Here is a 15,416-nt window from a genome sequence, read left to right as displayed (position 1 = left end):
AACTAATATTATACCTTCTGTATTGTTCTTTGTACTTATAATACATACGTAAGCTAACAAAAATAATATTTTGCTCAAGCTCGCTAAATTAGTCATGCGATGTTTATATAAACAGGCTGATTCTGCTAAAATATTAGCAAGTAACGCATGACCAACTACAACGACGAGATGTATATCTTGACACTATTCTGGCACCTGGTGGTTATTATGTTCCTTCGTCGTATAGACTTTCAATGAGCTATAAATAAAATTTATCCAAAAAAAATTCTCTAATACCTGAATATTATAAGCATATCTTAACCTAGTTAGGTTATTAGGCATTGTCTTACAAAGTAATTTTGAACAGACTATAATACTGCTCGATAACATTAATATGGATACCAGATTCCGGTGTATTTATTTATTATGCACAGGCACTCGACGTAGAAACACCTGATAATATTCATGAATAACAGCCAACAGTACCCATACATTCTGCTAAATCACACAAATTCGCAAGTATTACAATGCAGTTGCGCTTTTTACCTACCATGCACTAATCATTTCATTATAAACACCTATAATAATGGGGCTATAAAATTGAAGCATTGTCTCGAACAAACTGTACAATAAACTTCGTAGACTTGCTGTAAGGTGAATCAGTTTAGCAATCTAGAAATACATAGGATACACACTAACTGCGTAATATTGTGATATATATAAAATAAATCTGTACATTTATTAAGCTTATATTTTTAATTAGCCGTATCTATAAAGCAACTCATTAGATATAGCAATTTGCTTGCTTAAATGTAACGATACACTAAATAACTATCACCGTTCTAGTAATTACTTTTAAGATAAACGTATTTGTTCAGTACTTTGAATACCCATAATCATTTAAGATACTTAGTTTGAATAAAAAAATTTTATGATGATAAAAGCCATATTAACCTCTACAGCAACGCAGTGCTTAATTTTTTATTTTAGATACTGCGATAAAAAATAATACAACCACATAAAGCGATGCCACTCACCTCATAAAAATAAGACTCACATATGATTATTAAAACTCTTCTTTATAAAGTGTGCCTTTATCAGTGTATCAACAGATATCTAAATATTAGTAAACTTACGTAAGAAAATAGAAGTTTTATAGCGGTGTCATATTATACAGATAAAACTTATTCACTATATAACAGATTGGTCTTGCTAACTACTTAGCCATAATTGTATAAGTTGATAAATCTTTGAGCATCTGTTATGGTATTATAGATATAATTACATATCTTAACTTTACGGTGTTAGCGATCAATCTAGATTACCACATACATATAATTGAATAGCATAAGAGATCTTTAAGGTAACCTACGTATTACTAAAACAGAATATCAAGAACAAAAACATCGAGTATCTTCATTATCTACTTATTTAACATAAAATACAGTGATCATCTAACTACATGATTAACAAATAGTCAACCTAGACACTAGAAAAAATCAGAAGTCATACCTGTATAAACATCATGTATTCACCAAACCTAGAGCATTACATTGAGCAATATAATTCGATAGCATTACATACGCAACAGTATCAATATCGTCAAATTATATGGCAGCTATTAACCTCACCTTATAATACAGAAGGTGTATTTTATCCCTGGATAAATCGGATTACCTGCTATGTAGACTGACTGCAGGACTAGACAATACTAACAAACAATCAAGTCAATCAACCACTATTGCTTGATTTAACTACCGATATTTTAGTAGGTAATATACTATTTATTCTATAACATATCATTAAATACAGTTAGATAGCTATCTCACCGGACAATATTTTGTTGTTAAACACTAAGTAATGTTACTTCAAATAAGCTTGCATTATAAAACTTGACTCAAATACATTGAAGTAATTATTCAATGAAATTAAGCAAAGTAGTTAGTATGCGTTGACCATTAAAATAAAAAGATACGGTCTATAAGCTATACTAGTCCGCAGTGAATATCATTTGGCAATAGGACATACAATGCGTCAGGTAATTTTGGATTTGCAGATTGCTTGTACAGATAGTCACAGTCTTCCCAATAAAACTACTTTTCAACGATGGCTAGAAGCTATTCTACCACAATTTCAAAAACAATCTGAAGTAACAATACGCCTCGTAAACGAGGCTGAAAGTAATAAGCTCAATCTAATGTATTGCGGTAAAGATAAACCAACTAATGTGTTATCTTTTCCGTTCGAAAACCCAACAGGCATTTTTCTTCCACTAATTGGCGACCTCATTATCTGTCAACAAGTGGTTGAAAAGGAAGCAATTGAACAAGGAAAAAGTCTAGAGGCACACTGGGCTCATATAGTGATTCACGGAAGTCTACATCTATTAGGGTATAATCATATCAAAAATAATGCAGCCGAAGAAATGGAGTCTTTAGAAACCGCAATTATGCACGAACTAGGTTATCATAATCCATACTTAATAAAAATTTCGGCGGGTATCCGTTACCTAGGTAGCTAATAATAAAATTAGTACCGATGATACCATTCACTCTTACATCAGTAATATTAACTAAACTCCATGAACGACGACTATTCATTAAGTAATCATAATCAAAAAAAAGGATTTGTTACACTTCTTCTCCACCAGTTGTTTCATAGTGGACTCAAAAATCGCAGCGATCTTGTAAAGCTGATTCGTGATTCTGAGCAAAACGACTTGATAGATCCTGATACTCGAGACATGCTAGAAGGTGTAATGGATATTACAGGCCAACGCGTACGCGATATTATGATCCCTCGCTCTCAGATGATAACAGTTAAGCATAAGCAAAAGCTTGAAGAATTTCTAGATGTAATTGTTACATTTTCACACTCGAGATTCCCAGTGATTAGTGAAGATAAAGATCACATTGAAGGCATTTTGATGGCCAAGGATCTGCTACCTTTTATGCGTGCTAACTCTGAGCTATTCAGCATAGATAAAGTGTTACGGCCAGTAGTAGAGGTACCGGAAAGTAAACGTGTCAATCAAATGCTTAAAGAATTCCGATCTCAGCGTTATCATATGGCGATTGTCATTGACGAATTCGGTGGTGTATCTGGTCTAGTAACTATTGAAGATATTCTAGAGCTGATCGTCGGAGACATTGAAGATGAATACGATGATGACGAGGATCTAGATATCCGGCAATTAAGTCGCCATACCTACACTGTCCGTGGACTGGCGCCGATTGAAGATTTTAACAAAATCTTTGGCACCTATTTTAGCGATGATGAAGTTGATACTATTGGAGGCTTGGTTATGCAAGCATTTGGTCACTTACCAACACGAGGAGAGACTATTGAAATTGAGCGTTATTTATTTAAAGTCACGATAGCCGACAGCCGACGTATTATTCAGGTGCATGTAAAAATTCCAGATAATTCTATATTACCACAATTAAACAAAATCACTCTTACATGACTAAAGCGATTTACTTCAAACGCCAAAAAGTTCGCACCCTGCTCGCATTACTGTCTGGTGCTAGCGGAACGCTAGCATTTTCCCCTTACGATCTTTGGCCAGCAGCAATTATCTCACTCTTTGGTCTTTTATCTATTACCTTAACTTGCACTGCTAAAAAATCTGCCATACTCGGATTATACTGGGGGCTCGGGCTATTTGGTAGTGGTATTAATTGGGTATATATTAGTATTATCAATTTTGGTAATATGCCATTTGCTATTAATATTTTTTTACTAACATTACTTGTTGCTTATTTATCACTGTATACCGCACTATTTACCGGAATATTATCGTACATTTGGCCATATACCGGTTTCTGGCGGCTAACGATCGCAGCTCCTATACTATGGCATATTACAGAATTCTTACGAGGCTTAGTGCTCACTGGTTTTCCTTGGCTGCAATTTGGATATAGTCAAATTAGCGGTCCATTAAAGTGTCTCGCTCCAATCTTCGGTGTTGATGGAGTCACCTTTACATTAATGATCATTACTGGCCTGTTAGTTTTTGCTATCAACAAACACCGCATAGGACCTGCAATACTTGCCATTACACTTTTACTCTTACCCTATCTATTAGGCCCATGGTCTTGGTTTACTCCGTTGCCAAAAAAAGCGCTAAATGTTGCAATAGTGCAGGGCAACATTCCCCAAACTCTGAAGTGGTCTCCGACAGATCTGACAAACACGCTAGAAATTTATCTGAATCACACCCTTCCTTATATAGGCAAAGCATCGATCATTATCTGGCCAGAATCTGCTATCCCAGATTATGAAGTACATCAAAATAATTTTCTAAGCATGATAGATGAAAAGATCGCTGCTAAAAGCAGCAGTCTAATCACCGGTATTCTTGATATACATACTACTTCACAAGGCGAGAAGATTTATAATAGTGCTATCGTATTAGGCGCGCCTATACCTTATAGTTATCCAGCTACAGAGCGCTACAATAAGCACCATCTAGTACCATTTGGTGAATTTTTACCTTTAGACAGGCTACTTCGGCCGTTATTACTGTGCTTGAATCTTCCGATACCCTCCTTCAGTCAAGGAGAGAAAGCCCAACCACAACTACATGTTAAAGGTTACTATATTACAACTGCTATTTGCTATGAGATCATATTAGGAAAACTATTGCGTCATAATTTTCGCCCAAACACTAGTTTTTTACTCACTCTTTCCAATGACGCTTGGTTTGGCCATTCTATTGGCCCATGGCAACACTTACAGATGGCACGTATGCGCGCATTAGAGTTGGGTCGCCCCTTGTTGCAAAGCACTAATAATGGCATCACTGCAGTGATAGATGCTAACGGCGAAATAATAAAAAAAATTCCACAGTTTACGAGGCATGTTCTAGAGGTAAATGTCACTCCAACCACAGGCATTACACCTTATGCACAGTTCGGTAGCATGCCGCTATGGGTTATTACGTTATTACTAGGTGGTTGTGCACTGTATTTTAGATTTTATTGAAAGTAATCAGATTTAAAAGTAGCTTTACCCTGTCTTCCTGCTCTTATGATTTGATGAGTTATTGAACAATTACTTTATACGAATCTATATGGTTTTTCAAGCATTACACGATTTATATATTAAATATTAACGCTGGACAGTCTTGAAAGACTGTCACTTTTAAACTTATCAATGATAAGTTTTTATTATTGTTGTTCTCTTATTCTAAGAATTATCCTAATAAAATGTATATTGCTATTAATTAAATGAGCCGCAATCTAGTGTTATTTACACTATTATAATATCACACTAAATAGCTATTTTAATTCAGTATGAATTTTTTTAAAATTCTTATATGCTCAATTAATTTATTACGATTTCCGTAATAATTTAGAAAAAACATATTGTATCTTATTCGATAATTTTACCAAATCTTAGTTATACATTATGAATAAATAATACCGTCCCCATTGAAAGATTCCATGCAGTACAAGAGCATGATTTTCACCGTACTTTAATTATTAACATAAATTTTTCATAAAATGAAATACAATTTCAGGACATGAAGCACATCGTTAAATTTTTATAACTATCGCTCGTACTTCATCTATGTTATACACTGATAATTCCTGCATTAAAATAATAGTTACATTCTCATTATTAAATAAAACTCTTGATTACGATATGAAATAATACTATTAAACTATTTAGTTAGTCATGATCGTGAATTCCAATACTGATTGGACCTGCTAATTTTAATGTACTTTTGATGCTTAAACAAGGCACGATTGCTATATATTGCGTTGGCCTCAAATTTTCTAGTGACATATAACTAGATTCTAATGTTGCCTTTTATATTTAATGAAGGATGTAAATATATAAACTGTTCCAATTATGCGCAATCTAGTATCTGAGTTATTTCTAAGATACTGTAAACATCTCTTGTATTATCGTACTACCATTGATGCTCATACTAAGCGACTTTTGTGCGTACAACTACGGTACGGTCTTGTGGTTATTCTTATAATAATATAATAGATACATAGTAGCTATTCATTAGCTTACATCACAATAGCTTAAATAGTTAGTAAAGAATCATCACGCATGAAGTCAATAAACTGTGTCTATAATTATAGTCATATGACTTTTAGCTCTTCGATTTTCTGTTATCAACTGACTATCATTAAAATTTTTTATAAATATACGAATATACATAAGTCTGATACAATAAAGTTATCAGTGATGTTGTAGTTTTTGTTTTTTAAAAGACTATGGAATATCTTTTATTCACTAATATTGTATTTTTAATACAGTCTCTCTTACAGAGACACGAAAATTCTTATTCTCTTCTAGATAGCTAATAAATTGTTCTATTCCTTAATAGATAATTGTTATTAACAAGCAAGTATCATCAATCATTGTAAATATAATTTTAGTTAACTTATAGTTAATACAGTCACTATAACTGTGTTCCCTATACTGTCTGCTAAATGTTTAATCGCATCCTAAAAATATCAATATAAGTCATATAATACTTAAGGCATTTACTATACAGTTAAATTCGCAATCACCAAGTTTGTTACGATCAACATTACATATATACATACATAACAACCACTAAATATATACATTAGTTATCAGGTTAATAGCCCAGGATCAACATCTATCTAGAACGATCAAGGAATGTTATAAGACTTACAATACACACCTGAAAATTAAATACAAAAGTATACAAAAGCAGATTTAATACTTAATATATACGATAAAATCCTAAAACACGCATCTTTCACGACCCATACCTAATTGGAGATAATAATCATGAGCTATGTACTACCACCACTAACTTATGCCTATGACGCGCTAGAACCATATTTTGACAAACAGACAATGAAAATCCATCATACTCAGCATCATCAGACTTATATTAACAATGCCAACAGCATACTAGAAGTCTATCCAGAGCTGGCTAAATATAGCGTTGAGGAATTGATCAAGAATTTAGATAAAGTACCAATTAATAAACGTACCTTTATGCGAAACAATGCTGGTGGTCATGCCAACCACACCTTCTTTTGGAATACTTTAAAAACTGGAACTACCTTGTCCGGCGATTTAAAAATGGCTATCGCACGTGATTTTAGCAGTATTGAGCAATTTCAAAAAGAATTTGAAAAAACAGCAGCAACCCATTTTGGTTCAGGTTGGGCGTGGCTGGTACTACAAGGAAATAAACTAGCTGTAATATCTACCGTCAATCAGGACAGTCCTTTAATGGGTGAAGAAATAACTGGAAATTTAGGTGTCGCAATTATCGCCCTGGACGTATGGGAGCATGCTTACTACCTAAAATACCAAAATAAAAGAACTGACTACATTCAGGCATTCTGGCATGTGGTAAATTGGGATATTGCTGCAGTACGTTTCTCCAGAAAAACATAACTTGCAGCCCTTTCTAAGGATGCCCGTAACGCGGGCATCTCTCTTTTAAATCTACTAAAATTTACCTTATATTAAATAATGTTGACCAATATATATGATCAATGATCCTCTTAAAAATAATAATAGCAAAACTCTATCTAGTACCAGTACCTAATAAGATATTAATCAAAGCTCTTCTATTTTACTATTTCATGAACAACAGCACGAATAGGTTAGATTTAAAATCTCTGATATACTTATTATATCTGCTATATCTGCATATTTTAGATACTCATTATATTTTCACTGATATATAATTGAGTTTTACGAGTGCGCATAAACGCTAAGTAGCGACTCATCCTAGTATCTACTACCGTATTATTAATTTTTTGAAACCCCTTTATCTTAAGTATACAATTAATTAACAGTAAAATTTACATAAGAGACAGAGATGCTGTATCCCAGCTTTTCTAGATAATGAACTTGAGGTTAACTATTTAGAACATTGCTATACTTAATTCAGCGTCGCGAATACTACACTTATAGTTAACCTGTTTAATGACATCCTAATAATTTTAGAAAACCATCTGTTAAATGAGTTTATGAAAAATATAATCTGTAATACGCTAAAATAGCTATCGCTAACTTTGTTGTTAGTATAAAACTTGTTTTGTTGATCGTGTAGTTAGTATGTCAATACACAAGCGTTCACAACAATAAAAAGTCTCATAAATTATATTACAGTGCCAACCCAACCTAATAAAATTAGTTGATACTCTTTATAAACTCATGCAACAAACCGAGCGCTTGCGCCTAAAAATATAAATGACACGCACTCACTAACTTTATTAACTATGTACGCACAATCTAATCGTCAAAAGATTAGGAATTTTACCATTCTTACTTCCTCTATGTTGATATGTGTCATTCCCCTTTAAATTATGAAAGTTAGTTTGTTTATTAGTGATCCAACTGACTAATAGCTACATTTCCATTCCAGAGATACGAGTTACAGTGAACGAAATACTTTTAAGACTACCGATAGTACTACAGGTTTTATAGTAAAACATCAAGACAGATGCAAAGTTAACTCAACAACACAATAATTTTACTATTATTGATCGTTATTGCGATAAATATTAAAATTTAATATGTAAATACCACTAATATTAACGTAAGTGCGTTAATTACTAAAATAAATAAATATATTAAATATAAAATAAGAATCTTTGTAAGATTTATCCTATATGTCAAAGTGTAAGATGCCTAATTCAGTGAAATATCAAGGTATACAATCCTTTCTTCGAGGATTTCTATTAGACATTTTGTCAATATATTGTAGTATATTTAATATACTTAGGAGTTATTTTTTTCAGATTTTAATATTTTTCCATTTGACTCACGCAGCATTTCATCTAATTCAGCTATTTTATTATCTAAGATTTTATAAACTAAGGCAATAACTTCTCTAATGGGTTGCGAGGTAATTTTTATTATTGTTATCGCTGGTAAGAATTTTATAATTACTTCACCATTGACAAGCCTGTTAAGTCGAAAATAAGAATAATAATTACTCACAGCTACTGGTACTACAGGGAAACCTCCATGTCGTGCAAGATAAAATGCACCGGTTTTAAAAGGCCGTAACCCTTTACTATAGTTGCGGGTTCCCTCGGGAAATAGCCAAACAGAGATATTGTCTTTTAACATTTTCTCTTTAGTTTTCTGTAATACTTGTATAGCTTGCATTTTGTTTGTACGCTCAATAAAAATGTTTCCTAATAACCAGTAAACCAAACCAAAAAAAGGAAAAAAGAGAATACTTTTTTTGCCAATACTTACAGTGCCAAATGGTACAGCTGCAGTAAGGAAGAAAATGTCGTAATTACTTTGGTGATTCGCAATAAACACACAACTACCTAACGGAATATGTTCTTTTCCAATAATAGTAACCTTCACTCCAAGCAGCCAAGAGATTTTACTGTACAGCTGAGAAGAAAAGTAAACATTTTTTATATTGCGTGGACGAAAAAAACAAACAAAAAAAACTATTATTGTACTGAAAAAAATAAATACACCCATCAAAATCAGTCTAACTATAGCAATCATAAAACTGTCCATTAGTGATCTATACAAACGCTCAAGTTTTTAAAATCCCAGCTAAATCTACCGGTAACTAATAATAATCTTCTCGCTCATTTGTTTTTTTACTTTTAAAATAATCAATTATGCGTCTCTTATATAAGACGACATAATGATCTGAACCTCACAAGTAACATAGAATGTTAAACATCTATGCTAGATACACTAAAGTATTCCTGCAACGCTCAAGCTATCATTCATTCTACAAAATAATTCTCTGAAATGTCTGATTATACTTCTCAAAATAAGTTGTATGTCTCATGTGCTAAACCTCTATTAAGTAAGAGGTAAGAGTTCTTAATCTTCTGACACATAACCTTCCAGCGAATCTTCTAGTAGTTTCAGATGTATATCTAGGAAGGAAAATAGAAAACTGCATTATATTATAAAATCTCTCATTGATTCTGTATCGTTATAATCTGTTTTATGAAAAAAAAGACATCCTCTGCATTATTCGGTCAATTGCATTAATTGTGACAAATTGAGCTATCAGAAACTTCTTCAGTCATTTCTTTTACTAAATAAAAGTATTTATGTATCAGTGTTATTGTATCTGTTACTTAATATCATCAATAAGAAATCAGCTCATTACTCCAGTGCTCTTGTTTCAGAATTCTATCAACTTTTATAAACATGTGTGACGATGCTACCTATACTTGTTGTATAATACATGAAGGAGTGATTTGTAAGGGGAAAGTATAACGGTTAAGTGATTACGTGATATACGCAAAGATATAATAAAAGATATAACACATTCCTTTTGTTGATTGAAGCACGCAATAAGTGTCAATGTTATTGATACATATTATTCATCAAACAGTTCATAAGTTTTTCCGACCTGTATGATATTAATATAATTTGTGTATCGCCAGCTTCAGGATATATCTTCTAATCATCAGAGGCATCGGTGAAACATCGATATATAAATACTTCAATCAAAGCAAAACATAAAACATTATATCTACAGCAGATATCAGCCATCAAGACCATCGCTTATTGACGGTTGTATTATTGCCTACCGTAAACTCTTAAATATAGAGGAGTACAAAGTCTATTCATTATCCAATAGTGAACATCAATTACACGACTATGTTATAAAATCACATTAGGTATCATAAAGAATTTTCACTTGTAATCAGTATATACTGCAAGTGTTTAATAAACAATCAAACGCTTAGAAAAGGATCGAAGTTAGACGACAACATCTTTCTAGACTTTAGTGTATTCACTATACATCTATTATACTATAAGTTATAATAAGAAGATATTAGTACAACTATAACTAACCAATAGCTTGTTTAACAGAGCTAACAAGGGCATCAGAAGGCCGCTTAAGAATAAAATTAGTCAATTCCAAAAAAAACACACTTAATAAATCAATCAAATGCATGAAGACATTTACGGTCATACAACTTGTAGAATAACCAACATGTCTCATGGATAACTCGTCTTCTTATAGATTATAGTGTAATATTTATTCATACATATCTGACAGGTAGGTTCTTCATGTTTACTTTTATTCCTATGATGGTTATCATCACGCTAATTATGATCTTTGCGGGCATAAAGATTGTTCCCCAGGGTTTTCAATGGACGGTAGAACGCTTTGGACGTTATACTAAAACATTAATGCCTGGACTCAATCTAGTTGTACCATTTGTAGAACGGATTGGCCGCAAAATTAATATGATGGAACAAGTGCTAGACATCCCCTCACAAGAAATTATCTCGCGAGATAATGCTAACGTTGCAATTGATGCTGTATGCTTTATGCAAGTTGTAGATCCAGCGCGTGCTGCTTATGAGGTCAGCAATCTGGAACAAGCGATTATTAATCTTACTATGACTAATTTTCGTACCGTACTCGGCTCCATGGAGCTAGACGAAATGCTATCACAGCGTGATAGCATAAATAGTCGCTTGTTGCGTATCGTTGATGAAGCCACTAATCCTTGGGGAGTTAAAATTACCCGTATTGAAATTCGCGATGTTCGCCCGCCAGCTGAACTGATCGCCTCAATGAACGCTCAAATGAAAGCCGAACGCACTAAGCGTGCTGACATTCTAGAAGCTGAAGGAGTAAGACAAGCAGCGATCCTGCGAGCCGAAGGCGATAAACAGTCACAAATCCTGAATGCCGAAGGTGAGCGTCAGTCAGCGTTTTTGCAAGCAGAAGCTCGTGAACGCGCCGCTCAAGCTGAAGCCTGCGCCACACAGCTAGTGTCAAATGCTATTGCTGATGGTAATATTCAGGCGGTGAACTACTTTGTAGCGCAAAAATACACTGATGCACTACAAAAAATCGGTTCGTCTAATAATAGCAAAGTAATCATGATGCCGCTAGATTCTAGTAGTTTGCTAAGCTCTATCGGTGGTATAGCTGAACTATTAAAAGGGAGTACACATAAATAATTATACTGACGTTGATTATGGTGTAAACCCAAAAATTTTCCTTTATCCTTTAATAAAAGGACTGCTGCTGCTAAAAATATTGGAAAACGGAAACTATCGATGACAAATTATGATGTGATTATTACATTAATTGTACAAAAATAATAGAATTTATGTTGGTGTAGTGACTATTTTAGTTGCTTATTGTACGTGATATCATAGATATATAGTATTTATTGAGACACTCATATTTCCTAATGATTATAGAGTTCAATTAAATGAAAATAATTATTAGCGTATTATATAGAAACATTTTTAGATGCTCTGACTGAGAGATTGCGAGAATAAAATTTAACTTTACTAATTTTTTATACATTCAGCAATATTTCTTTCAATTTCTGTTGGCTGCTATTTCGTACTCACTGTAATATAATCCCTGCATACATAGTACTATAGTAGTCTGTTCATACAAAATCCGCTCATTTCATATAACAGAGTAGCGCTAGTTAATTACAATGCCATATAGTAGTTATTGTACTCATTTTATGAAGATTAGTATACTGATGAACTCTTTCCGCTACACAACAGATTATGCTACTGATCGACACCGATATATTCGCTACAGTCATGAACATTTGTGATGCTTCGTAAGAGTCTCTCTGATAGAACACAACACTTGATGCTTAGCGGCTATGCTTATTTTTCTAAAAAGCAACAAGCAAAGCATAATGAAACAATAAAAATACAGCAATCATCTTTTACGATTTCTTATCATAAACCTAAATCTAAATTTTATAGAGGCAGTCTATGTGTCACGCACTATATATGTTAGACAATAACAGAGGTTAGCAGACAAACTAATGCACATATAATTTAATAGTATTATTGTAGATCAGCTGTCGTATAACTAAATAATCTCACATATGTCAAGTCTGAATAATAGATGTATTACAATCATGCTATATTTTTAACACTATCATCTGTCCCTTCAGGAAAGATAGTTAGCTTATTTTGAGAAGTGCTCTTGCGATGTTAAAGAAAAATCTTAATTTTTAACGATAGTTTTAATAGTCATAAAATAAAAATTTTCTAATAAATCTGATGAAGCATAAGTGAAAATTATTACATTTGTAGAACACAACAACTGCAATTTATAATAGCATGATACTACATAAATACACGACTAATTAGAAATTATAGTATCAATGCGTTAAGTTAGTGAGGAGAGCAACTATTATTCAACTTCCTCGGAATATACTCACTAATATTAAAAGTACGCCGTAAATGTTATAATTCATAAGCGTTTGCAATAGAGAATGATAAAATTCTGCTGTCATACGTCGTATTTTGTACTATTGGGCGACGTTGCAAAGTAATCTCTCAAACGATATTAGTATTAAAAGGAAACCATCGTCAAAGCTCACTAAATTGTTCAAATCAACATAATCTTACCATAATAACATGTTAAGTATATTATGAAATGTTCAGTACAGTATAACATAAAGGAAATAAATATCATGATGATTTTGAGTCACTGTATTAGAATTTTTTCTATCTATATTATTAGATAATGCACAAAATTATCTATACAGATATAGTGTTAAAAGTTCAGAACATGGCATGTGTTATACACCACACCCATGAAAACTAATGAGCCTATTATTTATGCTAGTACCATGTTGTCATCGCCGATTTTATTAATCTGACAATCAACATGCATATATCGACTAATACCATAGTTATCAATATATGTATACACGTTAAATATTAAGGGGTCGTCTTTATTTGTCTTAAAATAATCAGATAAATAAAACTGTACATCTACTAAATTACATACAAGATAATGACAACCTTATAATCAACCGCCTTGGTTAGTTACTAGTGAATCCAAAGTGATGATACATACGATGTTCACATTGTTAGCATGAGTGACGCTTAACCTAGCTAAAAGAATTAACGTGATATTATTACATCTTTAACAAGTGTGATTAGATGATTTGCACCACTTTACTAATGTTTTTTAGATTATGATGAAGGAGACTATATTAAGATTAACATGCATATAAACGCTATTTATAAACATTGTACTTCTACTTAAAGTAGAGAGGCAGACTAATAGCTCATGTATCGCTGCTGAGGCAGATAATCGCTATATTTCAGCTATCTTTTACTATACTACATATATAAAGTACATCATGAGAGCATATAAAATGAATTTTAACACTATTACAAACATGAATACAATGCTACGACGCCGCGCCAGAAATATACTCAATGCTTCCGTCGCAATGCTCAAACTACATGAGAGTATGCTGATTACATAGCAGAGCTATGTATAAAGTTACTCTCGGTAATATAAAAAATTTTAAGGATTGTGTAATCGGTAACAATGGAGTCATTATTTTTTTTAGATTGTACTACATTTACCTTCACTGATCGTTATTAGCTTAATAAGTGTTATATACAAAAAAAATTGATAACATCTGAAATACGAATGTAGAATGTTATGAAATGGCGGTGAGGGAGGGATTTGAACCCTCGATACACTTGTGTGTATACACGCTTTCCAAGCGTGCTCTTTCAGCCACTCAGACACCTCACCATTCTGTCACTGACAATACTACACTCTTTATCAAACCCGGTAGCACTGGATTTTAGCATCGAGCGTCTATTATAATAACCAAATGAATTAATCAGCACTGAATATTTAACTGATTTAGCAAATGATTTGCTATTCTCTATATATTTTCACTAAAAATTATTGAGCAAGAACCAATTAAAATGAACATTTAATTATTAATTTTGTATTTCTCATGCAGCCTTCATGCTTCACATTTTCATGTAGTAGTTTTACTTATTTCACTTACTTACTAAGGTTAAATATTAAAGTGTTACTGCATCAAACTGTTACAATGCAACAGGAAATCAATATTCTGACTACTTAAATAATTTATTAACTTATTAATTGCTTTCTTACCATTTTTATATATCTCGTGCAATTATATACATATAAAAATTAATTTGAAGACATCAGAAGACCATACGCTTACCTCACCCCCCATGCATTTCTGCAAAATTTTTAATTATATTATAATATATTTTATGCGGTGTGATATTTTAATCACTCCTTAGGTTCAAGCCTATCTCAAGCGTAGGTTTTAGATATCTATAATCGTTACAAAGGTTTATTTTTCCAGAAAATCTTTTTATGGCTATAAAATTACTTGTATCAAAAGATAAAATATACAATTTCAGTTCTTCTATTACAGATAGCAAGAAGAACTTTATAAGCTTATAAAGCGATCTTTCTAACTTTTAGAGTTATAAATAAAATTTAATTACTTAGGTTTGTCATCTCGTCAAGCTTTATATATATTAGAGTATCCACATACCTAAATACAGATCTTCTGAGACTAGAGAAAGAGTATAAGGGTCGAAGCAATGTGGTATAAAGTAAAAAATTTTAATAATTTAGCAGATCATTTCTTACTCATGACATTTAACTTTTATTAAATAAATTA

General features: G+C 32.5%; 6 protein-coding genes and 1 tRNA gene. 5 read left to right on the top strand and 2 right to left on the bottom strand.

Features of this window, described 5'->3' with window-relative positions; translation table 11 throughout:
• Positions 1-2,008: 2,008 nt before the first annotated feature.
• From ybeY to sodA, 4 genes are all read left to right on the top strand, one after another.
• Positions 2,009-2,500, top strand: coding sequence for an rRNA maturation RNase YbeY (gene ybeY, locus GIY03_RS00915; RefSeq protein ID WP_457913838.1), 492 nt, complete (start codon positions 2,009-2,011; stop codon positions 2,498-2,500).
• A 60-nt stretch (positions 2,501-2,560) separates the two neighbouring features.
• Positions 2,561-3,445 (top strand): CNNM family magnesium/cobalt transport protein CorC, encoded by an 885-nt coding sequence (corC, locus tag GIY03_RS00910; RefSeq protein WP_457913837.1) that lies wholly within the window; start codon positions 2,561-2,563, stop codon positions 3,443-3,445.
• Positions 3,442-4,965: an apolipoprotein N-acyltransferase gene (gene lnt / locus GIY03_RS00905; RefSeq protein ID WP_457913836.1), complete on the top strand. Its 1,524-nt coding sequence runs from the start codon at positions 3,442-3,444 to the stop codon at positions 4,963-4,965. Before corC ends, lnt begins: the two co-directional genes overlap by 4 nt.
• A gap of 1,797 nt (positions 4,966-6,762) precedes the next feature.
• Positions 6,763-7,383: a superoxide dismutase [Mn] gene (gene sodA, locus GIY03_RS00900; protein ID WP_457913835.1), complete on the top strand. Its 621-nt coding sequence runs from the start codon at positions 6,763-6,765 to the stop codon at positions 7,381-7,383.
• 1,335 nt (positions 7,384-8,718) lie between these two features.
• Here sodA and GIY03_RS00895 read toward each other — a convergent pair.
• The gene (locus tag GIY03_RS00895; RefSeq protein ID WP_457913834.1) at positions 8,719-9,321 is read right to left on the bottom strand and encodes a lysophospholipid acyltransferase family protein; all 603 of its coding nucleotides are present in this window, start codon (positions 9,319-9,321) and stop codon (positions 8,719-8,721) included.
• A gap of 1,689 nt (positions 9,322-11,010) precedes the next feature.
• On the opposite strand from GIY03_RS00895, the gene GIY03_RS00890 reads away from it, so the two are divergent.
• Entirely contained in the window at positions 11,011-11,916 is a 906-nt protein-coding gene (locus tag GIY03_RS00890) for an SPFH domain-containing protein (RefSeq protein ID WP_457913833.1), read from the top strand.
• A gap of 2,491 nt (positions 11,917-14,407) precedes the next feature.
• On the opposite strand, the gene GIY03_RS00885 is transcribed toward GIY03_RS00890, so the two are convergent.
• Positions 14,408-14,497 (bottom strand) — tRNA-Ser (locus GIY03_RS00885).
• Positions 14,498-15,416 lie beyond the last annotated feature (919 nt).

It is taken from the genome of Candidatus Gillettellia adelgis, assembly GCA_020541285.1.
Lineage (GTDB): Bacteria > Pseudomonadota > Gammaproteobacteria > Enterobacterales > Enterobacteriaceae > Gillettellia > Gillettellia adelgis.
Note: the sequence above shows the minus strand (reverse complement) of the source record. Positions and strands in the feature narration are given on the sequence as shown.

Coding starts and splice junctions, on each gene's coding strand:
- GIY03_RS00890 (WP_457913833.1), top strand. CDS start 11,011: ATGTTTACTTTTATTCCTATGATGGTTATCATCACGCTAATTATGATC.
- corC (WP_457913837.1), top strand. CDS start 2,561: ATGAACGACGACTATTCATTAAGTAATCATAATCAAAAAAAAGGATTT.
- lnt (WP_457913836.1), top strand. CDS start 3,442: ATGACTAAAGCGATTTACTTCAAACGCCAAAAAGTTCGCACCCTGCTC.
- ybeY (WP_457913838.1), top strand. CDS start 2,009: ATGCGTCAGGTAATTTTGGATTTGCAGATTGCTTGTACAGATAGTCAC.
- sodA (WP_457913835.1), top strand. CDS start 6,763: ATGAGCTATGTACTACCACCACTAACTTATGCCTATGACGCGCTAGAA.